We start from the raw sequence: 23288 nt of genomic DNA, 5'->3' as shown, positions 1-23288 counted from the left end.
TTGCAAACGCTGTGTAAACAGCAATCATGAAAGGAAGTGTCAGCATGCGAAAACCAATCATTGCAGGTAACTGGAAAATGCATAAAACGCTGCCTGAAGCTAAAGATTTCATCGAAAAAGTAAGCGGACTTGTTCCTTCAAAGGACAAGGTAGAATCCGTTGTATGTGCTCCTGCTCTGTTCCTTGGACAGCTCGTTGAATTAACACAGGAATCAGATCTTGAAATTGGCGCACAAAACATGCACTTTGAAGAAAACGGTGCTTTTACAGGCGAAGTCAGCCCGAAAGCATTGCAGGATATCGGTGCGAAATACGTGATTATCGGACACTCTGAACGCCGTGAAATGTTCAACGAGACTGATGACACAGTTAACAAGAAGACATTGTCTGCATTCAAATATAATCTGACTCCAATCGTCTGCTGTGGCGAAACGCTTGAACAGCGTGAGAACGGCGAAACAAATGAGTTTGTCGGCGGCCAGATCAAAGCTGCGCTTAACGGACTTACTGAGGAGCAGGTTAAACAAACGGTCATCGCCTACGAGCCTATCTGGGCAATCGGAACAGGCAAATCTTCCACAGCTGAAGATGCGAACGAAACTTGCTCGCACATCCGCAAAGTGGTTGCAGAGCAATTTTCACCAGAAGTGGCTGAAGCGGTCCGTATTCAGTACGGCGGAAGCGTAAAGCCAGCTAACATCAAGGAATACATGTCCCAGCCTGACATCGACGGCGCATTGGTCGGCGGAGCAAGCCTTGAGACAGATTCCTTCTTGCAGCTATTGGAGGCAGGTACGAATGAGTAAAAAGTCACCAACAGCATTAATCATTCTGGATGGCTTTGCATGCCGGCCTGAGTCTAAAGGCAATGCCGTTGCACAAGCGAAAAAGCCAAATTTTGACCGCTATTGGAACAGTTTCCCGCACGCGAACTTAACGGCAAGCGGTGAAGCGGTCGGTCTTCCAGAGGGCCAAATGGGAAACTCTGAGGTAGGCCACCTGAACATCGGTGCCGGCCGAATCGTTTACCAGAGCCTTACACGTGTGAACATTTCCATCCGTGAAGGTGAATTTGAAAAAAATGAAACCCTCCTTGCAGCGATCAAGCATGCAAAGGAAAAAGGCACTGCCCTTCACCTGATGGGGCTGCTGTCTGACGGCGGCGTGCACAGCCATATTGAGCATATGTTTGCTCTTTTAAAGCTTGCGGCTGATGAAGGCCTGACAAAGGTTTATGTACACGGATTCCTTGACGGCCGTGATGTTGGACCGCAAACTGCACCAGGCTATATCAAACAAACTCTTGAAAAAATGAGTGAAATCGGAGTAGGTGAATTTGCAACGATTTCCGGGCGATACTATTCAATGGACCGCGACAAGCGCTGGGAGCGTGTGGAGAAATCTTACCGCTCAATGGTGTATGGCGACGGACCTACGTATTCGAACCCAATGGAACTCATTGAAGATAACTATCAAAATGGAATCTTTGATGAATTCGTTGTTCCATCTGTCCTTGTTAAGAAAGATGGCTCACCAGTTGCGACGGTTAAAAACGACGATGCTGTGATTTTTTACAACTTCCGTCCGGACCGTGCAATCCAGATTTCGAACACTTTTACAAATAAAGACTTCCGTTCATTCGATCGCGGCGAAGGCCATCCTGAGAACCTTCACTTTGTGTGCTTGACACACTTCAGTGAGTCGGTTGACGGTTATGTGGCGTTCGAGCCTACCAACTTGGATAACACTATTGGTGAAGTGATTTCCCAGGCTGGCATGACTCAGCTTCGCATCGCTGAAACAGAAAAGTATCCGCATGTAACGTTCTTCATGAGCGGCGGCCGTGAGAAGGAATTCCCGGGCGAGCAGCGGATCCTGATCAACTCGCCAAAGGTTGCGACATATGACCTTAAGCCTGAAATGAGTGCCTACGAAGTGACAGATGCATTGATCAAAGAAATCGAAGCAGATAACTTCGATGCGATTCTCTTGAACTTTGCGAACCCGGACATGGTAGGACATTCTGGCATGCTTGAGCCAACCATAAAGGCAGTTGAAACAGTTGACGAGTGCCTCGGACGCATCGTTGACCTGATTGTTTCTAAAGGCGGAACAGCGATCATCACTGCTGACCACGGAAACGCTGATGAGGTTGTTACCCTTGAAGGCAATCCGATGACCGCTCATACTACTAACCCGGTTCCAGTCATTGTGACCAAGGAAGGCGTGGAGCTTCGTGAAGACGGAATTCTCGGCGACCTTGCTCCGACAATGCTTGAATTACTGGGACTGAACCAGCCAGCTGAAATGACTGGAAAAACTTTAATCAAAAAACTTTAATTATAAGGAGAGATACTTATGCCATTTATTACAGACGTATACGCACGTGAAGTATTGGATTCCCGAGGAAACCCAACAGTTGAGGTAGAAGTTTTTACAGAATCAGGTGCTTTCGGACGCGCACTAGTTCCAAGTGGTGCTTCAACTGGTGAATACGAAGCAGTTGAACTTCGTGACGGCGACAAAGGCCGCTACCTTGGAAAAGGTGTTCTGAAAGCAGTTGAAAATGTGAACGAAATCATCGCTCCTTTCCTTGTTGGCGAAGAATTCAACGTTCTTGACCAAATCGGTATCGACGAGGCTCTGATCGAATTAGATGGTACTGAAAACAAAGGCAAGCTAGGCGCTAACGCAATCCTTGGCGTGTCCATGGCTGTTGCACACGCTGCTGCAGACTATCTTGACCTTCCTTTGTATCAATATCTTGGCGGATTCAACTCCAAGCAGCTTCCAGTTCCAATGATGAACATCGTGAACGGCGGCGAGCACGCTGACAACAACGTGGACATCCAGGAATTCATGGTAATGCCTGTTGGCGCTGAAAACTTCCGTGAAGCACTTCGCATGGGTGCTGAAATTTTCCACAGCCTGAAGTCTGTACTTAAGGAAAAAGGCTTGAACACAGCTGTTGGTGACGAAGGCGGATTTGCTCCAAACCTTGGTTCAAACGAAGAAGCTCTTCAAACAATCGTGACAGCTATCGAAAAAGCAGGCTACAAGCCAGGCGAGCAAGTAATGCTTGCTATGGATGCTGCATCTTCTGAGTTCTACAACAAAGAAGATGGCAAATACCACCTTTCTGGAGAAGGCGTTGTTAAAACTTCTGCAGAAATGGTTGATTGGTACGAAGAAATGGCTTCTAAATATCCAATCATCTCAATCGAAGACGGTTTGGATGAAAACGACTGGGAAGGCCACAAGCTATTGACTGAGCGCCTTGGCGGAAAAGTTCAGCTTGTTGGTGACGACCTGTTCGTTACAAACACTAAAAAGCTTGCTCAAGGTATCGAGCAGGGCGTTGGAAACTCAATCCTGATCAAAGTTAACCAAATAGGTACTTTGACAGAAACTTTCGATGCAATCGAAATGGCTAAGCGCGCAGGCTACACTGCAGTTATCTCTCACCGTTCTGGTGAAACAGAAGATTCAACAATCGCTGACATCGCTGTTGCAACAAACGCTGGCCAAATCAAGACTGGTGCTCCATCACGTACAGACCGCGTAGCGAAGTACAACCAGCTTCTTCGCATCGAAGACCAGCTTGGTGAAACAGCTCGTTTCAATGGAATCAAATCTTTCTACAACCTAAAGAAGTAATCTAACGAGGGATTCATTCCCCCTAAAACCGAACGCCGGTAGCATGACGATGCTGCCGGCGTTTTTTTTTGAGCCGCTAATGGACAATTAGAAGAGAAGAAACGCGAAAAGTGTCCGATAGAAGGTCTCTAATGGACAAATAGAAGAAGAGAACCCCGAAAAAGTGTCCGATAGAAGGGCTCTAACGGACAAATAGAAGAGGAGAACCTGGAAAAGTTTCCCGTAGAGGTCTAATTGAATGGATAGACAAAACATGGAATCATTCTCAGGAAATAAACTCGCTAGTAAATCCGCACAATAATAGATAAAAACTCATTAAATGATGATTGGAGCGGATTCATATGAAGAGGGTTACCCTGGCTGCTGTCTTGTTGATGGTTTTTACACTATATAATGTCATGCCTGCATCTGCCACTCCATCCTCTATAAAAAGAGAGAAGTTCGAAAAGACGGGTCACGTATTCTGGGATATCCCGGTAGAGGAGAAGCTTGTGGCATTTACGTTTGATGACGGGCCGGATCCTACCTATACTCCGCAAATCCTTGATGCTCTGAAAAAATACAAGGCCAAGGCGACGTTTTTCGTGATTGGCGAGGAGGCGGAAAGATATCCGGAGATCGTGAAACGCCAGGCTGCAGAGGGGCACGAAATCGGCAATCACACCTATCGGCATCATTTCCGGGACGGCTATTCCCCGGCAATGTTGAAAAAAGAACTCGCTAAAAACTCGGAAATCATCGAAAGCCTGACTGGAACATCGCCCACTCTGTTCAGGCCGATTGCCGGCTATTATGACAAGGAAATCGTCGATACGGCGATTAAGGGCGGCTACAATGTCATCCTTTGGTCATGGCATCAGGAAACCCGGGATTGGAGCAGGCCGGGAGCAGCGAAGATCACACAGAATGTCGTTTCCGATGCTCGGCCAGGTGATGTGATTATTTTTCATGATGCTGGCGGAGACCGTTCACAAACGGTGAAGGCGGTTGAGGACATCCTCGAGATTTTATATAAGAATGGATACCAATGCACGACCGTTTCCGATCTGCTGTACAGATCGAATTCGCTGCTTCCAGCTTCAATAAACTAGCCGGAATGGACAAGTGTGACATGTACGTGCCCAATAAAATTCACAACAATTCGGACAAGTATTGTTTCATTCCCGAAAATGTGATAAATTTAAAATACTGTTAGCAGTTTTATCGGGAGGTACGTCATGCATACATTTTTAACCGTTCTTTTAGTGATTGTGAGCCTTGGGCTAATTGCGGTTGTTCTTCTTCAGTCAGGCAAGAGTGCTGGTCTATCTGGTGCGATTTCCGGCGGCGCTGAGCAATTGTTTGGTAAGCAGAAGGCAAGGGGTCTGGATTTAGTCCTTCACCGAGTCACGGTTGTTCTATCTGTACTATTTTTCGTCCTGACTATTGCCGTTACTTATTTCAAACTATAATACAAACAATGACCCGGCTTCCACAAGAGGCCGGGTTTTATTGTGTGCAAAAAACCTCACATATTTATACTGAATATGGGTATTTACATATATAAAGGCTTTTAATTGAATGTTACAAGCATGTTTGTTAAAACTAAGAAAGAAATCAGATAGAGGGAGTAGGAAAATGAGAAAGTTAGTGCCAAGACCATTTACATTTAAAGCTGGAAAAAGAGCGGTATTACTGCTCCATGGATTTACCGGCAACTCAGCGGACGTCAGGATGCTGGGACGATTTTTAGAAGGAAAAGGTTATACGAGCCATGCACCAGTTTTTAAAGGACATGGGGTACCGCCTGAAGAACTTATACATACTGGACCTGCAGATTGGTGGCAGGACGCGCTTGACGGATATGAATTCCTCAAGAGTGAAGGATATGAGGAAATAGCGGTTGCCGGATTATCACTGGGAGGCGTCCTGTCCCTGAAGCTTGGATATACAAAGCCGCTAAAGGGAATCGTGCCAATGTGCGCACCGATGCATCTTAAGACAGAAGAGTTGATGTACCGGGGCGTGCTTGAGTATGCGCGGGAATACAAGCGGATGGAAGGCAAGCCGGAAGAGCAAATCGAGGCGGAGGTAAAGGAACTCGAACAAAAATCCATGTCCACCTTGAAAGACCTTCAGGAATTGATCAAAGAGGTCCGCGGAAGCATCGACTTGATTTATGCTCCGACATTTGTTGTCCAGGCGCGCAATGACGTAATCATCGATCCTGACAGCGCGAACATCATTCACGATAGCATCGAGTCTGAACATAAAAAACTCAAGTGGTATGAAGAATCAGGACATGTCATCACGCTTGATAAAGAACGTGACCAGCTGCATGAAGATGTTTATGAGTTTCTTGAGTCGTTAGATTGGAAAGAATAAAGGAAAAGAACCCTAAATAGAAGGAGGGATTCATATGGATGAGAATATTAAAGGCCATATAGACAGGCTGTTGCATTATATGAAGGATGAAGCCTACAAGCCGCTTACCGTACAGGAGCTTGAGAATGCCTTTGGAATCGAGGACTCCTCGACATTCAAGGATTTTGTCAAAGCGCTTGTGGTCATGGAAGAAAAGGGCCTCGTAGTCAGGACCCGAAGTGACCGGTACGGCCTTCCGGAAAAAATGAATCTAGTGCGCGGCCGTTTCAGCGCACATGCCAAGGGATTTGCTTTTGTCATAACAGAAGAGCAAGGAATGGATGACATCTTCATTCCCCCGAATGAAACGAGTAATGCGATGAACGGTGACACAGTCCTTGTCCGCGTATCGTCAGACAGTTCTGGCCAGCGCCGTGAAGGGACAGTAGTGCGCATCCTTGAAAGAGGAGTATCGCAAATTGTCGGCACTTATACAGAAAGCAAACACTTTGGTTTTGTCATTCCTGACGATAAGAAATTCACAAGTGATATCTTTATTCCTAAGGAAGCCGGCATGGGGGCAGTCGAAGGGCATAAGGTTGTCGTAAAACTGACGAGCTACCCTGAAGGACGCAAAAGTGCAGAGGGAGAAGTCACCGCGATTCTTGGCCATAAAAATGACCCCGGTGTCGATATCCTTTCTGTCATCCACAAACATGGACTGCCGATGGAATTCCCAGACGAAGTTATGGAGCAGGCGAATAATGCTCCAGACCAAATCAATGAGAGTGAAATCGCAAACCGCCGTGACCTTCGCAATGAAGTCATTGTTACGATAGACGGCGCAGATGCCAAGGACCTTGACGATGCAGTCCAGGTAACAAGGCTTGAAAACGGCAACTATAAACTTGGTGTTCATATCGCAGATGTTACTTACTATGTAACCGAGGATTCACCAATTGACCGTGAAGCAGAAGACCGTGCGACAAGTGTTTATTTGGTCGACCGGGTAATCCCAATGATTCCGCACCGTTTATCAAATGGTATTTGCTCGCTGAATCCGAAAGTGGATCGCCTGACCTTGTCATGTAATATGGAAATCACACCTGAAGGCCAGGTCGTAGACCATGAAATCTATCAAAGTGTCATTAAGACGACTGAGCGGATGACGTATTTTGATGTAAATCGTATCCTCGTTGATAAGGACGAAGAAACCCGCTCACGTTATGAGTCTTTGGTACCGATGTTCGAATTGATGGAAGAACTAGCAGCTATACTTCGTAAAAAGAGGATGGCTCGCGGGGCAATCGACTTTGATTTTAAAGAATCAAAGGTACTGGTCGATGAAGAAGGCCATCCAACTGATGTTGTGATACGCGAACGCTCGGTTGCTGAAAAGCTGATCGAGGAATTCATGCTTGCTGCGAACGAAACGGTTGCAGAGCATTTCCACTGGCTTGAAGTGCCATTCATCTATCGTATCCATGAAGATCCTAAAGAGGATAAATTGAGAAAATTTTTCGATTTCATTACCAACTTTGGTTACCTTGTAAGAGGTTCTGCAAATGGAGTACATCCAAGGGCGCTCCAGGAAATCATTGAAGAGGTTCAGGGAAAACCCGAGGAAATGGTTGTATCAACTGTCATGCTCCGTTCGATGCAGCAGGCCAAATATTATCCTGAAAGCCTTGGACACTTTGGACTTTCTACAGACTATTACACGCACTTCACATCGCCGATCCGCCGTTATCCTGACTTAATTGTCCACCGTTTGATCAGGACTTATTTAATCGAGGGCAAACTCGATCAGGCAACGAAGGAAAAATGGAATGCGATGCTGCCGGATATTGCCGAGCACTCTTCCAATATGGAACGCCGGGCGGTCGAAGCGGAACGTGAAACAGATGAGCTGAAGAAAGCGGAGTACATGGAAGACAAGGTTGGAACTGAATATGATGGAATCATCAGCTCCGTTACGAATTTTGGTATGTTTGTCGAGCTGCCTAACACCATCGAGGGTCTTGTTCATGTCAGCTACATGACGGATGATTATTACCGCTATGATGAACGCCACCTGGCGATGATTGGTGAGCGAACAGGCAATGTCTTCCGAATCGGCGATGAAATTACTGTCCGAGTCATCAAGGTAAACAAGGATGAACGCTCCATTGATTTTGAAATCGTCGGCATGAAGGGTACACCAAGACGTGAGCGCCCGGCACAGCCAAAGATCTTCAAGACAGGCAGCAGCGAGAAAAAACCGCGCCGAGGAAAAGAGGAAGAAGGCAAGCGCGGAGGCAGAAGCTCGGGAGGCAGAGGTTCAGGTGGCGGCAGAAACGGCTCAGGCTCAAGCACCGGTTCAAAGCCAAAGAGCAAGAAGAAGAAATTCTTCGAGAATGCTCCAGCCGCAAAACGCAAATCGAAGAAGAGAAAATAGGCAAGGCGTGAAATGAGAGCTCCTGATGAAGGGGCTCTTTATTGCCCTCCAGCCTTGCGCTTTTCGTTGTAGGAGAAGGCTTTATTTGCTAAAATGAGAGAACATAGAAGGGGGAAGTTTTTATGCCAAAAGGTGAGGGAAAAGTCGTCGCGCAAAATAAAAAAGCGAACCATGACTATTTCATCGAAGAAACGTATGAGGCCGGAGTCGTCCTCCAGGGAACAGAGATCAAATCAATCCGCAACGGACGTGTCCAGCTGAAGGATTCATACGCAAAAGTCCATAATGGTGAGCTATTCTTATACAATCTGCACATCAGCCCATATGAACAGGGAAACCGTTATAACCATGATCCGCTTCGCACAAGGAAGCTTCTGCTCCACAAACGCCAGATCAACCAGCTGATTGGGGAAACAAAGGAAGCAGGCTATGCGCTTGTGCCATTGAAGATTTATCTGAAGAATGGTTTCGCGAAGGTTTTAATCGGTCTTGGTAAGGGTAAAAAGAACTACGACAAGCGTGAAACACTGAAGAAGAAGGAAGCAGGCCGCGACATTGAGCGTGCATTCCGTGAGCGCCAGAAAATGTAAGCTTGTCAGCTGAGGAAGAGTGTACCAGTTGAAAAAAGTCCTCAGTGTGTTATAATAATAACTGTCACCAGCGAGTGACAACATAACTTTTGCTCGGCTTAACCGAGTTCTCCTAACGTCTGTATCACAGATACAGCAACCTTTTATATGGGGACGTTACGGATTCGACAGGGGTAGTTTGAGCTTAAGTGGCGAGTCGAGGGGATCGGCCTCGTAAAAACGTCAACGCCTATAACTGGCAAACAAAACAACAACTTCGCTTTCGCAGCTTAATACTGCATAGCGGTTCGCCCCTCCATCGCCCATGTGGTAGGGTAGCGGACTCACTCTAAGTGGGCTACGCCGGATTCCACCGCCTGAGGATGAAGGAAGAGAACAACCAGGCTAGCTGGCCGGCCGCCTGTCGGTAGGCAAAAGGACCAGCGAATCGCCAATATGCCGACTACACTCGTAGAAGCTTAAGTGCCAATATCTTTGGACGTGGGTTCGATTAGTAATTAGTCGCCTTGCGTGGCAACATGCAAGTGAAAATCCGGCTTTATCGGTGAAACCTAAGTCGTGAATAGCGATAAGGCAATGCCGAGTGGTATGTGGAGCAATCCAACAGCCATGTATCGACTTATAGGCTGCCATCCTGGCAGTACTAGGATGCGTGATCGATCCGGGAATCCGGATAAAACTACATCTCGCATAAGACGCCGGAGGACCTGCAGATGCAGGTTCAAGATATAGTCAGTGCCATGACGAAAGCATGGAATAGCACGTCCCACCGTCTCCACCAATACATATGTTGGTGGATTTTTATTTTGACTGTATAACATCAGCTTTCGGCTGATGTTTTTTATTTGGGAGTTAATAATGAATCATTAATAGTAAACTAAGCGAATTACTAACAATCATAAATTATTGCTTAAATAGTAAAGAAAGAATCCTCGAATGCCTTTTTAGCTACTAACATTTCCGGTTTATACTTTCCGTTTCGGGGTGTAACCGACTCATAATGCTCCAATATCCATTGAGCACGGAGCCGTTTCCGTTCAATTCTTAAAAAGGGGTAGATGTGTCTTAAAGTGGACAATACGTCAATTTTATTCTTTATGCTCAATGTATAAGAGTTCTTATGGGTATCAGGTTTATAATTTTTCTTATTACTAATAACTCCTCCAATTATAGAATGGATATACACCAAAAGTTCTTTATCTGTCGATGGAATGGTGATCATCGGCCGCCGATGTTCGTGCTGGTGCATTCTTGTTAATGTTATGCTGCCTTCTCCATCTATAATGCCAGCAATATAGCTAGCTTCCCAAATCTCCATTCTCCTTCCTCCTTTTAAGGAACGTATGTTCTTGTGTTGATTATAAACTTTAATTGCCCATATCGAAAGTTTTTGATTTGCATTTCATTTATAGAATAGGATTTAGTTTCTTACCCATGACGTTAAAGAAGCTCGGGTTTTCCATATATCCTTTCCTTCCTCTTATGCTATAGGTCTGTGTTTGATTTATCTCTCTCAACCTGGACTTGCTTATGTATTTTTCTAAAACTAAATGGGAATGACTGCTGATAAATGAAGGAGGTAGCCATGAAAGAAGGTATGATATCATCAGAGCATATCGTTATGATTATTACGGCTATTTGCGTTGGAACATTGGCTCGGGTTCTGGCAATTAAAGAAGACTTCAGACAATACCCCAGCTATCCGAATGGCTATATGATCCATCTGGTTACTGGGTTTGTTGCTGCTGCCCTTGGTGCAGTTGCCATTCCGGCGTTAATGACCAAAAACTTTGTCGCAGTTACATTCCTGACACTTGCCATCCAACAGTTCCGGGATGTAAGGAAGTCTGAAAGGGAAAGTTTGAAAGATGTAGAAAACACCGAGTATGCTTATCGTGGAGATGCGTATATCGACGGAATAGCAAAGACATTCGAAGCAAGAAATTATTTTTCTCTGATTGTTTCTTTTTTGACGGCTCTCACTATTCAAATTGTGGACAGTGAGTCGAAATTGGTCAATATCATTTCGGGTACAATTGTCGGTGCAATAGGATTTTACATATTAAAAAGATTTTCAAAAGGAAAAACAATTGGTGATGTTGCTGAAGTAGAAGAAGGAAAGATTGAAGTGAAAGGATCGGAATTGTTTGTGGATGGTATATATGTGACAAATCAGCTTGGAACGGAAAATGCCGCTAAAATGTTTGAAAACGAAGGTATGGCTGTGGTCATTTATCCTCACGAGGAACATTTTCGGATCGCTTTGGACAACTATGGACAAAGGCAGGCTGCACTTTTTGAAGCAACAAGGGCCCTGGGGGTAAAGAGATATCATTTTACAAGGAAGGAATATGAAAAAGGAAGGATTGTTGTGACACTCGTTCCAATCATTAAAGACAAGGATAAGCTGATTGAAGCTGTCAAAAAGACTCCTTTGCTTGAAAGTACGAAAAAAAGCCATACAGTCATGAAAACAAACCTTGTCGGAAAGGAATAAACAATGGGAAGAGAATCTTCAGAGAGACCAGGCTATGAGATCCTGGCATTTGTCACTTTAAACAAGGAAAGAATACTGGGGGGCAGCCAGCTTACCCTGTTAGCTGAGAATGAAGAACAGCAGAAGTTGATGGTTCAGGACGTGGCTAAAGCAATGAAAGCTGATGTCGTTCAGATGAAAAGTGGAGATTATTTAGTGTTGAGAGTTTAATTTTAATTGACTCCTCCTAGGCATAAGGGCAGCCTTTCTGAATTCAGAAGGGCTTCTTTTGTTTTTATGAGTACTGGACAAACTCGTAAGAAATCAATTCTAAAAAGTGGAAATTTGACAGAGATTCAATGAGAATATAAGATTTTTAATATATGAATTCATGAACATGTAATGGGTAATAGCCATTCCTAGTAAATTATATAGGTCGCTTGCAAACAGTACCAGACATATTAAACTGTTCCTGAAAGAAGATAAAGCTTTGCAAATTCCAATAAAAGCCAAAAGAGTATTTAATATTGCCTTGCCAGCGATTGGATTTTATAAAGTTTACTTCGTGCAGGAATGTTTATTTGGTACCGAAAAAATAGACAGGTAATAAAAGACCTGGCGTGAATAGTCGCTAAGAAAACAATTCGGGAGTGATATACATGCAATTTATATTAGGTTTTAACTTGATGGAGCTTATGCCAACAATTATTGTGTATTCTATTTTGTCCATTTTGGCTATTGGCGTTATCTATCTATTAAAGAAAAAGTCAGATAAAGAATTAAAAGAATTGGATGAAAAAATGAAATCCAACGATAAAATCAAATAACAATAAGGCTGTCTAATAATGGGCAGCCTTAATTTCCTGAAAAAGATAATTTATTTTAAAGGGGTCCTATGAGCAGATTTTCCAACTCGAAAATCTGCTTTTTTATTTTTTTAAAAAAATAGTCGAAAAACGAACTCTTTGATTAAAGGTAATTAGACTTAGTCAATCATAGGGATTAATTGGGTTAAAAGAACTCTTTTAGTTTAAAGGAAAAGCAACCGTCGAAAATCCAAAGTTAATGTCGAATCCTCTCCATGGAAGTGATGAATCCCTGCTTCTGAAAGGGGGTGAGATAGTGCGCATCCGGCATGTTATTCTAATGGGTGTATTTTTAGGGGCGGCCTCTTTCTTTCCGGATAATGCATTTGCTGAGAAAAATGGTTCAGCCGGTCAGCCGGTGACTCAAAAATCTGAAGTACATACTCAAGTTATACGTAAAGCAGATTCTCCAGAGGCCACGAATAAAGAAATCCCCGTTAATCCTGATAGAGTAAAAAAGAAGCCGGAACAGGCGGGTCAGAAACCTGTCCAGATACCAGTTCAGAAGCCTGATTCCCAGCCAACCCAATCGATTAAATCTGTTCAAAAGTTACCGGACAAGACGGATAGGAGTAATGAAAAGGTTATTCCTTCTATTAAAAACAAGATAAAGGCTGGGAAACCTCCTGAATCTGCTGTAATGCGGAAAGGACAGGCACCGATTCAGGCAAAGCCAAAAGTTGTCACTGCTGAGTCTGCTAAAGCGTCAAAGGTTCAAGCTCCAAGTAAAAGGTTTTACGAGGCAGATGAATACAGCCACATTCAAGGCGGAACCGATGCCAAGCCAGAGATTTCTTCAAAAAATGTAAAGCCTTCTTTTTCAAAAAAAAAACGCAGTACTCTTCGTTTGGCGAAGGAACCTTTAATAGAGGGCAAACACGAAACTCCTTCTGGAGATAAAAAGAATCCTAGATTCATTGAAATCATAAGTAATTCTCCACAACGAACGCAAACGCCTGGAGGACAATCAAATGAGCAAATAAGCTCGGGGTCAGGCACTATAAGCTTCATTGCAGGTTTGCTTGAATGGAATGATTACTTTGGTGGAAATCATGCCCGTATCCATAATTCCTGCCATGCTTATTACTTTCATCAATGGATTAATGCTCCACCTTCACCACCGCCGAAGGCAGCTCCTTTTTTCTTAATGTTTACTGCTTAATTAGCTAAAAAAACATAGTAAAAGGGAGCAAAATGAGAATGAAAAATATAAAGAAACTGGTAAAAACTTTCGTCGCAACCACAGTATTGTCATTTGGTATTATTTCTGGAGGCAATTTCACTGAAGCTGCTGCACCTGATCATGCAAGAACAGAACCTGTAAAAGCTGTTCAAGCAGACGGTCCACAGAATCTCCAGGGACGTGAAAAAGCAACCTCTGTGACTTCAGCAACTCCTAAAAAGGCCGAGCTTACTGTCCAGCCTAAAGAAGAAACAAAGCCGGAGGTAACTGCATCTAAAGCAGAAGCCAAACCAGAGGTAACTGCGCCAGAGGCAGAAGCAAAGCCTGAAGCTGATACCCAGCCTGAAACAGAAGAAAAGATTGTAGAGCCTTCACAGTCTAATAACGCTGAAGCCCAGCTAAAGAAAGAAAATAAAATCAGCAAATCGCAGGCAGGTTTGCATGCAAGTGAAACGGCAAGATCGCATGCTGCCGCAAATTCAGCGATTTTCTCTAACAGCCCATCAGAAGAAAAGACCGAACCTGAAGTTCAAACGGAATATTATTATGGAACTGATTCAGCTACGTCTATACCTAATCCTGCTGGCAATGATTTTTATCTTGGAAAGTTGGGATATGGAAGCGTCGTTCAATTTGACGCAGGCACAGGCAGCGGGAAATTCTTCAGCAGTGCCAGAGCAGAGGAAGCTGCATATGTTTATGGTTACTGGTTTTTAACTGGTATGCAACAGGCACCTGCGGGTATCTCTGCAAGTGAATGGGGAGCGCAGCAGGCAAAATTGGCACTTGAAACCTATGAAGCTATGAAAAGCGTCTATGGTTCGAAAGTAAGACCTGTTATCTTTATTGATGTTGAACCAGCATCAACTGGTACGAAAGAATATGACTATGCGAACAATCAGGCGATCTATACCGCTTTTGTCAATTATCTGAATCAATATGGGGAAGGCGTTAAGCCTGGTACCTATTCCTCAAAATGGAGCTGGGAAGTTTCAATGGGGGAATTTTCGCCAAGCACTCCGGGAGCTTACTGGGTGGCCTATTACCCGGGTGACATTCCTGAAGATTTAACAATCAGCAATCCAGACTGGGGCAATTTCCCGGGAACAACCGAAAAGGCACAAATCTGGCAGTATTATGGCGGGGAAAATGACTATAATGTAGCCTGGAAACTTCCTTAAGACCTATAAATCTTTCAAAACCCTAAGCCTGACTTTTCCTTAAGGGGAAAGTTAGGCTTTTTGCTGTTCTGCTTCGATAGCGGGCTTTTGTAAATTAATAGGCCGTTTCAAACTCCCACTATAGCTTGTCTTTTTATTTTCTGTACACCATGACAAACACTCGTTTCGTGGTTTTGCTATATATTAAAACATAATATTTTTGAATCGAGGTATGTTGAATGGCAATCAGAAGAGCAACTCAGGAAGAGGCGAACCATCTTATTCAGCTGTCCGGGAAAGTGATGAAGGAAAGCTCGATGGGATATGCTGAAAATAGTGTGCAGAATGCGTATAACCTATTTATGCCCGTAATTCAAAATGGAGGCTATTTTCTCATCGATATAGAACAAAGCCAGCTGAGGGGATGGATTCTCCTGGTTACAGACTTGAATCCTGCGAAGAGCCAGGTCATGGGAAATTTGCTAAGTGTATACGTATTCCCAAAGTACAGAAAGTCCGGTGTCGCCCGGGAACTTACGGTAGCCGCGATTAATGAGTTTAAGGCGCTTGGAATCAGGACGATCCAGCTTAATGTGTTCAACGGAAATCCATCCAGAATACTTTGTGAAAGCTTAGGGTTTAAACCTATTTCGACGGTAATGGAATTGAACATCCAATAATCCATGCAGCATCTGGTCATAGGATTGATCTCCTACTGTTCCATCATTGCCGTTTAGAATCAAGGTTTGGCAGAGCTGGGCCCAGACAAAATCGGCGGAACATGCATAAACATGGAAAAGAGGAGGTTTTTAAATATGCATCCATATGTAAATGGTTATCAACGAAATGATTATAGATTTGGCGCTGGTCTTGGCTGGTTGCCGTTTTTAGGCGGTTTAGCGGGTGGATTCCTTGGCGGGGCTTTGGCAGCTCCCCGTCCCTTGCCGCCCCCACCATTCGGATATCCGGGAGCAGGATTTCCAGGAGGAGGCTACTTCCCCCCTGGTGGATATCCTGGACCAGGATTCGGTGGCTACCCAGGTGGTTATGGCGGTTATCCAGGAGTGGGGGCAGCAGGCTATCCAGGTCCGGCTGGAACCGGCTACCCAATGGCACCAGGCGGCGTTGGATACCAAGCAGATGGCTATCCATTCTACGGAAATTCAAATTTAGATTCATTCGGCTCTGGCTATCCGGAAAATGCTAATAAAGCTCTCTCTAAATTCTAACTAGTGAAAAAAGGCCTCAAAGGAGGTCTTTTTTCATGGCCTTTTTCACATTGCTTGATACTTTGCGTATAACCTCATGAACTTCTTTAAAATAAACCATGCAATACTGCAGAAAAACATGAATAGATATAGGCATGACGGTAAAAAGCAAGGGAAAGTCAGGAGTGGGGATATGCCTGCAATCAATGGAACACAGTTGAAAGAAAGAATCGGTAATTTGCAAAGCAATATTTGGTTTGATGGACAGAAAGTCACGGGGGACATCGTAGCACATCCTGCCTTTAAGGGAGTGATCAATAGTAAGGCCCGCTTGTATGATTTTCAGCTGGAAGAGGAAAATTTGCCTCTGATGACCTATAAATCGCCTACAACGGGAAACCGGGTTGGCCGGTCTTTTCATCCCCCCCTCAAAAAAGAAGACCTGGAACTCAGGAGGCTTGCTGCCGGGGAGTGGGCAAAGCTGACTGGCGGAATGATGGGGAGGACCCCTGATTACATGAATACAGCCTTAATGGCTCTTGGTGCTTCAGCACATGTCTTTGAAGGGAAAAATAAATTAGGCAGGAATGTGACGTGTCTTTATGAAAAGGCAAGAGAGAATGACCTTACCTTTTCCCATACGTATGTCACGCCGCAGGTGAATCGTTCGCTCGCGTATTTTGAAGAGAAGGAGCAGCCAATTTCTGCCCGAGTTGTCAAGGAGACAGCTGACGGGATTTTCATTAAGGGTGCCAGGTTATTGGCTACACAAGGAGGCATCACAGATGAACTGATGGTTTTGCCGGCCGGCGGGAAATTCATCGAAGAGGATTATGTATATGCCTTTTCGATTCCGAGCAGCACAGAAAACTTAAAGTTTGTCTGCAGGGAATCTTTTGTCTATAACGACTCCCACTTTGACCATCCACTGGGGTCACGATTTGAAGAAATGGATACGATTGTGATTTTCGATAACACCTTTGTGCCGTGGGAAAGAGTTTTTTTATATAAAGATATTAATGCAGCCATGAATCTGTTCAACGAAACCAATTTCAATACCTTCCTGGTTCATCAGACATTATCAAGGCAGCTTACGAAATCCAGGCTGTTCCTGGGAACTGCCCAATTAATTACGGAAACGATCGGGATTGGCGAATATCAGCATGTAAAAGAAAAAATCAGTGAAATTATATGTGGTGTGGAAATGATGAAAGGGCTGCTATTATCCTCAGAAATGCAGGCGAGGGAAAATAGTTCCGGCTTGATGGTACCGGATGCGAGCCCTCTTACTGTTGCAAGTCTTATGTTTCCAAAGTTTTATCCAAGATTCGTAGAAATCCTTCAGCTGCTGGGGGCCAGTGGAACCATCACCATTCCGACAAGCAATGATTTTAAATCGGATCTAAGAAGTGACCTGGACCTGTATTTGCAGGGAGCAGATACCGAAGCGAAGGAAAGAGTTCAATTGTTCAGATTGGCATGGGATATGTGCTCAAGCGCTTTTGCGGGAAGAGAAACCATCTACGAGCGATTCTTTTTCGGCGATCCGGCCCGGATTTCAGTCGGGTTGTACAATCAGTATGACAAGAAACCAGCGGTGGATTTGGTCAACGATTTATTGAAAAGTTGAATGATAGAAAATGTAAAGTCCGGAGATTATTCTCCGGGCTTTTTGCTGTTTTTGGCATGGATTGGCTTTTGTAAATAACATTTCTTTCATCTTGGCTCTGTTGAAGCCCAATGTTGTTTTTACACACCTGTTGATTGTAGTGGAGGGCGCGTAGACTCCTGCGGGCGCAGCTGGTCAGGTGAGACCCCGCAGGAGCAAAGCGACGAGGAGGCTCAGCGCCAGCCCCGCGGAAAGCGAAGCGCCTGGAACGAAAATCAACAGTCTTGTTTAACAGAGCCTTCATCTTAAAAAAATCTTGGTGCAGAATGCAATAATGTTCCCAAAGTCAATTATGCTGTTTTTCCTGATTCATGCGTCTGGCAACCCAGAACGGGAAATACAAAATCACGAAGGTGATCAGCGCAATTATCTCCAGGGAAAGGATATACCATGGCCATGGTCCAAGAAAATCAATGATCGATGGATTGACTGGCTTTTCGGAGATGTACATATAGTTGCCTTCAATCAGGAAGTTGACGCCGAAAATTATGAGCGTATAGACGTTCAACCAGAGAAATGCTTTCCAAATGGACTTTCCAGTCGGCCGGTAACCTGCCACAAATATCATGAACAGATTGGCTACGACCGTTCCCCCGTGTGAAACGAAGAAATGGATATATCGGTAATGGGGAAAGGTGTATAGGCTGATGTCTGGTGTGATCATGGCCTGCAATGCACTGCCGACGCCGACAAAATAAGTGAATTCAAACAGTGCATATCTCTTGTTTAATAGCAATATGGCAGAGAGAATGAGGGAAATACTGCTTAAGTGAAGTGGCAATGAATACTGATAGTTCCAGTGTCCGCTCCACCAAAGCCATATTTGCAGGCTTACTTCGGAGGCTATAAGCACCACGAATAATCCGATACGGGCAGCACGATTGATCCCGTGTTTCCGTAAAGGCTCCCGGAACAAGAAGAGCAGTATGATCATTATAAAGAAAGCAGTGAGTGTCAAAAGGTGGACGCTTGAAAACAACTGAAAAACAGTTTCCGTTCCCGGTTCAAAAAACCCCTTCATAATTCTGCCGCCCTTCGAAAAAAGATTTCCATATCCTTACTTTATCATATTATCAGATGACATATATATCAGTTGAAAAACATACATTTCATACGATTACAGTTTGAGGAGGGTGGGTTTATGCAATTTTACTATGGACAACAGATGCCCTTGAGGATCTTGGATGAAGCCGAGTTCTGGAAGCATCAGGAGGAGGAGCATACCGTCGTAATCCGCGAGCTGACACCTGATTTAGAACAGGAGTATGTGGATGCCCTGAAAGAATGGGAAAAGGTATTGGGGGAGACCCGCCATCAAGTTTTGAGATTCATAGAGACGGTGACGAGGACGGGCAATTACATACCTGCCCAGCTGCATCAGCATGTACTGAAACTAACCTCCTTCTATTTACAGCAAAGCCTCGAATTCATTCAATTGTGTGAACAAATCAAAACAGAAAGTGAAGCTGTTAAAAGGAATCCAACAGCAAAAGTGGTATTGGATCATATCATCCGTGAGTCAGAATATTTTGTGGGGATTGCCCAGGCACTTCTGTATCAGCAGACAACTTAATAGCATATCTAAAATCAGCCAGTGAATGGCTGATTTTTTATCTCTCATTGTTTATAAAATGCTGAGACCAACCTCCTAGTTTTAAAACTTTCGCTAATAGAAAGAAGTCTGTTATGATTATGTTGAAATAAAGAAAAGGAGGAATTTTCCTATGTATGATGTAGCAATTATCGGCGCGGGTCCTGCAGGCGGAAGCGCAGCGATTTTCGCAGCAAAGGCTGGCAAGAAAACAGTTGTGCTGGACAACAATAAAAGCGTAACGAAGCGTGCATGGATGGAGAACCACTATGGCGCACCTGAAATTGCAGGTCCTGACTTGGTAGAGACAGGCATCAAGCAAGCCAAAAAATTCGGTGCTGAGTTTGTTGAAACGACTGTGACTTCTGTAAGCAAAACAGACAGCGGCGTTAAAGTCGTGACTGAAAACGGCGAGTATGAAGCAAAGCATGTCATTATCGCTTCTGGCATGATGACTGATGTAGCTGAAGCATCTGGCCTTGCAACAAAAGGTGGCACAGAGCCAAGAATCAAGACGATTTTTGACGTCGATGCTGCCGGAAAAACAAATGTTGAAGGTGTTTGGGCTGCAGGCACTTGCGCAGGGGTCAGCATGCACACAATCATCACAGCTGGCGACGGCGCGAAGGTAGCCATCAACGTCATCAGCGAGCTGAATGGCGAGCGCTATGTAGACCATGATGTTCTGAAAGCATAAATAGTTGAAGCCTTGCAGGAATCTGCAAGGCTTTTATTCTGGTAAAGGTTCAGCAACTCTAGTTGCTATAATTAAACTGATCCTCGATCTTCCCGTCTTCATTGTGAATATATGCCATTGTGCCGGCCTCCTCAGCCATACGCTTGGCTTCATTCACAGCCTCTGATCTTGAACCAGTGGTAAGTTCAGGGTCATCTTGTCCCTCTTTTTTGACAGCCCACCCCTCTTTGTCATGGGGCACGGCATGGAATCTTGCTTCATCTGTTCCGGCTCGGTCCTCGAAATATTCATCACGTTCCATATCATCATTCTTGTTTTGAGCCATCTTAATCCCTCCTTGGTTTTTTGTTTGCACCTGGAAAAGGTATTAAGACTTTACCCGCAAAAAACGATCAAAAACGCGCCTGGACAGTATGGATATTTTTGGTGAATCATCCTCAGAGGATCCTGTTATCTTCCTGTCTGTCTGCCGTTCCAGCAGTCTGCCGTGGGTAGGTCACCTGTAAAATCCCATCTTGGAAGGTAGATTGAATGAACCTTGTCTCGGTAGGTTCGGGAAGCGGGATCAGGCGCTCGAATTCACCATAAAATCTTTCCCTTTTCACCTCCATATCAGCAGGGAACAAGGTTCTTGAAATACCCTTCACCACCAGAGTATCTCCCTGTCTTAGAGCCACTGAGAGATCGCTCCTGCTTAAACCAGGAACCTCAAGGATCAGGCAGATGGCGGAATCATTTTTATAAATATCATATAGAGGGAAATCATCAGCATGAACCATTCTCTCCGGGATACCATGATTGAATAATCCACGCCAAAAGTCATCTTTTTGGTATTTATTCGTCAGCTCGAGCCACATTTTCACTTTCTCCATATCCATGTCATGGCCCTCCCAATGAAGGTTTTAAATTTGATTCGCAATCGGAGCAGAAGGGTTGGCAATCTGATCCTGATCGCTGACATCCGGATCAAAAATCCCGGTATTCTGTAAAGAAGATGATGGTGAGAAATCACCGAGAGAAAAATTGACGCCGAAGTTCTTGCTGTTTGCCGTGTGGCTATTATGGACTGTTGGTCCAACATCCAGGTTTCCGTTTTGAGTGATTCCATTGACTTTGATATTAAAAATATTAATTTGGTAAGGCATCGAAAACCTCCTTATCAGTACTAAATGCTGCACAAGCATGTTGCATTTTGAAATTCTTTTTTTACACGAACCCACCATTTTAGTAAAAAAGAGACTAAATGATGGGTTCATCAACCGGGGCCAGAGGGACGCCCTGATAGGTGGAGTCAGCTGTCGCAATCGCAGCTTGATCATTTAAATCCGGATCAATATAGACATTATCCATCAATGCTTCTGTTGGTGATGCATCACCAAATGAAGAATTCATTCCCTGGGACTTATCATTTGCTGTATGGCTGTTATGGATGGCTGAGCCAATGGTGATGGATCCATTTCCCGAAACGCTGTTAACTTTGAAATAAAAGAGGTTAATCGTGACTGGCATAGCTTTTCATCCTTATTCCGTCTTTGAGGTACTATATGCAGTCTTTGGCCCAAATGTTCTTTGATATTACGGGAAGCTGCTCTTCTCGAATAATGGACAAATACCTATGAAATTCTTTTGGATATGGATAAATACCCAGGAAATTTCTGTGCTTCTGCATAATCTTTAGTAACCTTTTGGGAAAAGGGATATTTTAGCTATTCATGAAATAAAGAGGAGGTAATACAATGGATGCTTCTAATCAGTATTCAAGTGTAATCAGCCAGGTGCCATTCAATCAAAATGACCTAAGGTTTGGCCGATTTGGCTTTGGCAGGCCGTTTGGCTTCGGAAGGCCATTTTTTGGGAGGCCATTTTTCGGAAGACCGTTTTGGGGAGGACCATTTTTCGGGGGTCCATTTTTAGGAGGGTTAGCCACTGGATTGCTTGGTGCAGCACTGTTCAGTCCGTTCTATGGGTATGGATATGGATTTGGTTACCCATATTATGCGCCATACCCATACTATGCTCCATATTTTTGGTGACAGAGATAAACAATATTATGTGATAGCACAAGCCTTCCGAAAATAAGATGTAATATTAAACAGCGGAGGTTTTGCCATGGCAGTTGTGAAGCATACAGAGGCGGATATCAGTTTGTTGGCGAGACTTCTGAGGGCAGAGGGTGAGGGGGAAGGCCAGCAGGGAATGCTGATGATCGGAAACGTAGGAATCAACCGAATCCGGGGTAATTGTTCTGACTTTATCGGATTAAGGACGATTCCGCAGATGATTTATCAGGAACACGCATTTGAAGCTGTCCAGAAGGGCTATTTTTACCAGAGAGCCAGGGAAGTGGAAAAGAGGCTTGCGAGACGGGCTGTGAAAGGCGAACGTCTATGGCCGTCCAAATTCGCACTCTGGTATTTCCGGCCGCCGGGCGATTGTCCTTCTACCTGGTACAACCAGCCGCTCGCCGGCCGTTTTAAGCTGCACTGTTTCTATGAGCCTACAGGAGAAGAGTGTGAAAACATCTATAATACATTTTGATGTTCTGCCAATTTTATTTTGGCAGTCATTTTTTTGTGAGATAAGAAAGTATAAAATTCACTTTGAGAATAATCCAGCTCCAGCGCCTAGCCCCTCGAGACGCTTGTCTAGTGTCGCCTCCTAGAAACTCCGAAACTTCAACTCCGCCGGCAGAAGCAAAAAGCGCTTCTTTGTCGGAGTCTCCAGTTTCTGCGTTTCTGGGCAGTCGGCTATACTTTTCGATTTCGGTCCTGCCAATGAAGTCAAAGAACGACTTCACTGTCAGGCCCTCCAGCGCTTGTCGGGGCTGACCAAGGCGCTTGCGCTTTTTGTTCTTGACAGCAAAATGAAATGGGATTAAAGTTAAATAGCTTAATAGTTAAACAGTTTAACTATTAAATTATAGAATGACTTTAAGGCGAGGTGTCTACATAAATATGTATGATAAATCTGTCAAGGATTTAGTGGATCACTATATCCATGTTTCCTTTTCGGTGAACAAGATTGCCGAGGGGATGGTCAAGGAAGAAATCGGTTCGGACCTGACGAACGATCAGCACTATACATTGCGCTACATCAACAAAGTGGGTTCATGTACATCATCGGAGCTGGCTGAAGTTTTCGATGTCAAAAAAAGTGCGATCACCGCCATCATCACGCGTTTGTGGGAAAAGGGGCTTATCCTAAGAACAAGGGATGAAAATGACCGTCGATTGGTCTATCTGACTTTGACTGACAAGGGAAATGAACTGTTCCAAAAAACGGAGGAGCGGATCCAGGCCCTGGTGGAATCGATTATTACCAAGTTCGATCAGGATGAAATCATCCAGTTCCTTAAGACGTACGACAAACTAAATGAAATTTTAATAGAAAGAAAGAGCAGGGTGGAATAAA

The 23288-nt window shown here is 44.3% G+C and carries 27 protein-coding genes and 1 other RNA gene; 22 read left to right on the top strand and 6 right to left on the bottom strand.

Annotated features, from left to right (window positions below; translation table 11 throughout):
- Positions 1–44 precede the first annotated feature (44 nt).
- The 9 genes from tpiA (at position 45) to ssrA (ending at position 9520) form a co-directional block, all read left to right on the top strand.
- Entirely contained in the window at positions 45–806 is a 762-nt protein-coding gene (tpiA, locus tag QNH36_RS21200; RefSeq protein ID WP_144477876.1) for a triose-phosphate isomerase, read from the top strand.
- Positions 799–2340, top strand: a complete 1542-nt coding sequence (gene gpmI / locus QNH36_RS21195; RefSeq protein WP_283904130.1) for a 2,3-bisphosphoglycerate-independent phosphoglycerate mutase — start codon at positions 799–801, stop codon at positions 2338–2340. Before tpiA ends, gpmI begins: the two co-directional genes overlap by 8 nt.
- An 18-nt stretch (positions 2341–2358) precedes the next feature.
- Positions 2359–3657, top strand: coding sequence for a phosphopyruvate hydratase (eno, locus tag QNH36_RS21190; RefSeq protein ID WP_251542958.1), 1299 nt, complete (start codon positions 2359–2361; stop codon positions 3655–3657).
- 341 nt (positions 3658–3998) lie between these two features.
- Positions 3999–4748, top strand: a complete 750-nt coding sequence (locus QNH36_RS21185; protein WP_251542956.1) for a polysaccharide deacetylase family protein — start codon at positions 3999–4001, stop codon at positions 4746–4748.
- Positions 4749–4874: 126 nt separating this feature from the next.
- Positions 4875–5108, top strand: a complete 234-nt coding sequence (secG, locus tag QNH36_RS21180; protein ID WP_144477870.1) for a preprotein translocase subunit SecG — start codon at positions 4875–4877, stop codon at positions 5106–5108.
- A 166-nt stretch (positions 5109–5274) separates the two neighbouring features.
- A complete protein-coding gene (locus QNH36_RS21175) occupies positions 5275–6021 on the top strand; it encodes an alpha/beta hydrolase (RefSeq protein WP_144477868.1) in 747 nt (248 codons plus the stop codon).
- 34 nt (positions 6022–6055) lie between these two features.
- On the top strand, positions 6056–8437 hold the full coding sequence (rnr, locus tag QNH36_RS21170) for a ribonuclease R (RefSeq protein WP_283904129.1): 2382 nt from the start codon (positions 6056–6058) through the stop codon (positions 8435–8437).
- Between the two features lie 122 nt (positions 8438–8559).
- Positions 8560–9027: an SsrA-binding protein SmpB gene (gene smpB, locus QNH36_RS21165; RefSeq protein WP_079506883.1), complete on the top strand. Its 468-nt coding sequence runs from the start codon at positions 8560–8562 to the stop codon at positions 9025–9027.
- A gap of 157 nt (positions 9028–9184) precedes the next feature.
- Positions 9185–9520, top strand: a transfer-messenger RNA (tmRNA) gene (gene ssrA, locus QNH36_RS21160).
- 417 nt (positions 9521–9937) lie between these two features.
- On the opposite strand, the gene QNH36_RS21155 is transcribed toward ssrA, so the two are convergent.
- A complete protein-coding gene (locus QNH36_RS21155; protein WP_251542953.1) occupies positions 9938–10345 on the bottom strand; it encodes an LAGLIDADG family homing endonuclease in 408 nt (135 codons plus the stop codon).
- 267 nt (positions 10346–10612) lie between these two features.
- Between QNH36_RS21155 and QNH36_RS21150 the strand changes: the two genes are divergently transcribed.
- The 8 genes from QNH36_RS21150 (at position 10613) to hpaB (ending at position 17550) form a co-directional block, all read left to right on the top strand.
- Positions 10613–11524 carry a YIEGIA family protein gene (locus QNH36_RS21150; protein ID WP_144477862.1) on the top strand — a complete coding sequence of 304 codons (912 nt, stop codon included), beginning with the start codon at positions 10613–10615 and terminating at the stop codon, positions 11522–11524.
- A 3-nt stretch (positions 11525–11527) separates the two neighbouring features.
- Positions 11528–11734, top strand: coding sequence for a capping complex subunit for YIEGIA (locus tag QNH36_RS21145; RefSeq protein ID WP_144477860.1), 207 nt, complete (start codon positions 11528–11530; stop codon positions 11732–11734).
- A 428-nt stretch (positions 11735–12162) separates the two neighbouring features.
- The gene (locus tag QNH36_RS21140; RefSeq protein ID WP_186326776.1) at positions 12163–12330 is read left to right on the top strand and encodes a hypothetical protein; all 168 of its coding nucleotides are present in this window, start codon (positions 12163–12165) and stop codon (positions 12328–12330) included.
- A gap of 295 nt (positions 12331–12625) precedes the next feature.
- Positions 12626–13531 (top strand): hypothetical protein, encoded by a 906-nt coding sequence (locus QNH36_RS21135; RefSeq protein WP_283904128.1) that lies wholly within the window; start codon positions 12626–12628, stop codon positions 13529–13531.
- Between the two features lie 38 nt (positions 13532–13569).
- Positions 13570–14733, top strand: a complete 1164-nt coding sequence (locus QNH36_RS21130) for a glycoside hydrolase family 25 domain-containing protein (protein ID WP_251542947.1) — start codon at positions 13570–13572, stop codon at positions 14731–14733.
- Between the two features lie 218 nt (positions 14734–14951).
- A complete protein-coding gene (locus tag QNH36_RS21125; protein WP_251542946.1) occupies positions 14952–15392 on the top strand; it encodes a GNAT family N-acetyltransferase in 441 nt (146 codons plus the stop codon).
- A gap of 135 nt (positions 15393–15527) precedes the next feature.
- A complete protein-coding gene (locus tag QNH36_RS21120) occupies positions 15528–15941 on the top strand; it encodes a hypothetical protein (protein WP_283904127.1) in 414 nt (137 codons plus the stop codon).
- 172 nt (positions 15942–16113) lie between these two features.
- Positions 16114–17550: a 4-hydroxyphenylacetate 3-monooxygenase, oxygenase component gene (hpaB, locus tag QNH36_RS21115; RefSeq protein WP_251542944.1), complete on the top strand. Its 1437-nt coding sequence runs from the start codon at positions 16114–16116 to the stop codon at positions 17548–17550.
- Positions 17551–17875: 325 nt separating this feature from the next.
- Here the strand turns inward: hpaB and QNH36_RS21110 are convergent, their stop codons facing one another.
- Positions 17876–18610, bottom strand: coding sequence for a YwaF family protein (locus tag QNH36_RS21110; RefSeq protein ID WP_283904126.1), 735 nt, complete (start codon positions 18608–18610; stop codon positions 17876–17878).
- A 120-nt stretch (positions 18611–18730) separates the two neighbouring features.
- Here QNH36_RS21110 and QNH36_RS21105 point away from each other — a divergent pair, with 120 nt between their 5' ends.
- Together QNH36_RS21105 and QNH36_RS21100 are read left to right on the top strand one after the other, a co-directional pair.
- Positions 18731–19162 carry a DUF2935 domain-containing protein gene (locus tag QNH36_RS21105; protein WP_144477847.1) on the top strand — a complete coding sequence of 144 codons (432 nt, stop codon included), beginning with the start codon at positions 18731–18733 and terminating at the stop codon, positions 19160–19162.
- Between the two features lie 151 nt (positions 19163–19313).
- Positions 19314–19877: an FAD-dependent oxidoreductase gene (locus QNH36_RS21100; protein WP_283904125.1), complete on the top strand. Its 564-nt coding sequence runs from the start codon at positions 19314–19316 to the stop codon at positions 19875–19877.
- A 58-nt stretch (positions 19878–19935) separates the two neighbouring features.
- Here QNH36_RS21100 and QNH36_RS21095 read toward each other — a convergent pair whose 3' ends face one another.
- The 4 genes from QNH36_RS21095 to QNH36_RS21080 all read right to left on the bottom strand — a co-directional run bounded on the left by QNH36_RS21095 (position 19936) and on the right by QNH36_RS21080 (position 21386).
- Positions 19936–20202: a DUF2188 domain-containing protein gene (locus tag QNH36_RS21095; protein WP_251542936.1), complete on the bottom strand. Its 267-nt coding sequence runs from the start codon at positions 20200–20202 to the stop codon at positions 19936–19938.
- A gap of 112 nt (positions 20203–20314) precedes the next feature.
- Complete coding sequence (locus tag QNH36_RS21090) at positions 20315–20755, bottom strand: Hsp20/alpha crystallin family protein (protein ID WP_144477843.1); 441 nt, start codon at positions 20753–20755, stop codon at positions 20315–20317.
- Between the two features lie 24 nt (positions 20756–20779).
- A complete protein-coding gene (locus tag QNH36_RS21085) occupies positions 20780–21022 on the bottom strand; it encodes a spore germination protein (protein ID WP_144477841.1) in 243 nt (80 codons plus the stop codon).
- 94 nt (positions 21023–21116) lie between these two features.
- Positions 21117–21386, bottom strand: coding sequence for a spore germination protein (locus tag QNH36_RS21080; protein ID WP_144477839.1), 270 nt, complete (start codon positions 21384–21386; stop codon positions 21117–21119).
- 227 nt (positions 21387–21613) lie between these two features.
- Between QNH36_RS21080 and QNH36_RS21075 the strand changes: the two genes are divergently transcribed.
- From QNH36_RS21075 to QNH36_RS21065, 3 genes are all read left to right on the top strand, one after another.
- Positions 21614–21910 carry an inner spore coat protein YmaG gene (locus QNH36_RS21075; protein WP_395883517.1) on the top strand — a complete coding sequence of 99 codons (297 nt, stop codon included), beginning with the start codon at positions 21614–21616 and terminating at the stop codon, positions 21908–21910.
- A 76-nt stretch (positions 21911–21986) separates the two neighbouring features.
- Positions 21987–22415 carry a cell wall hydrolase gene (locus tag QNH36_RS21070; RefSeq protein ID WP_144477837.1) on the top strand — a complete coding sequence of 143 codons (429 nt, stop codon included), beginning with the start codon at positions 21987–21989 and terminating at the stop codon, positions 22413–22415.
- A gap of 416 nt (positions 22416–22831) precedes the next feature.
- Positions 22832–23287 (top strand): MarR family winged helix-turn-helix transcriptional regulator, encoded by a 456-nt coding sequence (locus tag QNH36_RS21065; protein WP_251542932.1) that lies wholly within the window; start codon positions 22832–22834, stop codon positions 23285–23287.
- The last annotated feature ends 1 nt before the right edge of the window (position 23288 follow it).

The organism is Mesobacillus sp. AQ2 (genome assembly GCF_030122805.1).
Classification (GTDB): Bacteria; Bacillota; Bacilli; order Bacillales; family Cytobacillaceae; genus Mesobacillus; species Mesobacillus oceanisediminis_A.
This window is presented reverse-complemented; position numbering and strand designations above follow the sequence as displayed.

Coding starts and splice junctions, on each gene's coding strand:
- QNH36_RS21185 (WP_251542956.1), top strand. CDS start 3,999: ATGAAGAGGGTTACCCTGGCTGCTGTCTTGTTGATGGTTTTTACACTA.
- QNH36_RS21145 (WP_144477860.1), top strand. CDS start 11,528: ATGGGAAGAGAATCTTCAGAGAGACCAGGCTATGAGATCCTGGCATTT.
- QNH36_RS21130 (WP_251542947.1), top strand. CDS start 13,570: ATGAAAAATATAAAGAAACTGGTAAAAACTTTCGTCGCAACCACAGTA.
- QNH36_RS21175 (WP_144477868.1), top strand. CDS start 5,275: ATGAGAAAGTTAGTGCCAAGACCATTTACATTTAAAGCTGGAAAAAGA.
- QNH36_RS21080 (WP_144477839.1), bottom strand. CDS start 21,386: ATGCCAGTCACGATTAACCTCTTTTATTTCAAAGTTAACAGCGTTTCG.
- QNH36_RS21125 (WP_251542946.1), top strand. CDS start 14,952: ATGGCAATCAGAAGAGCAACTCAGGAAGAGGCGAACCATCTTATTCAG.
- QNH36_RS21100 (WP_283904125.1), top strand. CDS start 19,314: ATGTATGATGTAGCAATTATCGGCGCGGGTCCTGCAGGCGGAAGCGCA.
- QNH36_RS21095 (WP_251542936.1), bottom strand. CDS start 20,202: ATGGCTCAAAACAAGAATGATGATATGGAACGTGATGAATATTTCGAG.
- QNH36_RS21140 (WP_186326776.1), top strand. CDS start 12,163: ATGCAATTTATATTAGGTTTTAACTTGATGGAGCTTATGCCAACAATT.
- smpB (WP_079506883.1), top strand. CDS start 8,560: ATGCCAAAAGGTGAGGGAAAAGTCGTCGCGCAAAATAAAAAAGCGAAC.
- QNH36_RS21150 (WP_144477862.1), top strand. CDS start 10,613: ATGAAAGAAGGTATGATATCATCAGAGCATATCGTTATGATTATTACG.
- QNH36_RS21085 (WP_144477841.1), bottom strand. CDS start 21,022: ATGCCTTACCAAATTAATATTTTTAATATCAAAGTCAATGGAATCACT.
- eno (WP_251542958.1), top strand. CDS start 2,359: ATGCCATTTATTACAGACGTATACGCACGTGAAGTATTGGATTCCCGA.
- QNH36_RS21075 (WP_395883517.1), top strand. CDS start 21,614: ATGGATGCTTCTAATCAGTATTCAAGTGTAATCAGCCAGGTGCCATTC.
- hpaB (WP_251542944.1), top strand. CDS start 16,114: ATGCCTGCAATCAATGGAACACAGTTGAAAGAAAGAATCGGTAATTTG.
- QNH36_RS21155 (WP_251542953.1), bottom strand. CDS start 10,345: ATGGAGATTTGGGAAGCTAGCTATATTGCTGGCATTATAGATGGAGAA.
- tpiA (WP_144477876.1), top strand. CDS start 45: ATGCGAAAACCAATCATTGCAGGTAACTGGAAAATGCATAAAACGCTG.
- QNH36_RS21120 (WP_283904127.1), top strand. CDS start 15,528: ATGCATCCATATGTAAATGGTTATCAACGAAATGATTATAGATTTGGC.
- QNH36_RS21110 (WP_283904126.1), bottom strand. CDS start 18,610: ATGAAGGGGTTTTTTGAACCGGGAACGGAAACTGTTTTTCAGTTGTTT.
- secG (WP_144477870.1), top strand. CDS start 4,875: ATGCATACATTTTTAACCGTTCTTTTAGTGATTGTGAGCCTTGGGCTA.
- QNH36_RS21065 (WP_251542932.1), top strand. CDS start 22,832: ATGTATGATAAATCTGTCAAGGATTTAGTGGATCACTATATCCATGTT.
- rnr (WP_283904129.1), top strand. CDS start 6,056: ATGGATGAGAATATTAAAGGCCATATAGACAGGCTGTTGCATTATATG.
- QNH36_RS21070 (WP_144477837.1), top strand. CDS start 21,987: ATGGCAGTTGTGAAGCATACAGAGGCGGATATCAGTTTGTTGGCGAGA.
- QNH36_RS21105 (WP_144477847.1), top strand. CDS start 18,731: ATGCAATTTTACTATGGACAACAGATGCCCTTGAGGATCTTGGATGAA.
- gpmI (WP_283904130.1), top strand. CDS start 799: ATGAGTAAAAAGTCACCAACAGCATTAATCATTCTGGATGGCTTTGCA.
- QNH36_RS21090 (WP_144477843.1), bottom strand. CDS start 20,755: ATGGATATGGAGAAAGTGAAAATGTGGCTCGAGCTGACGAATAAATAC.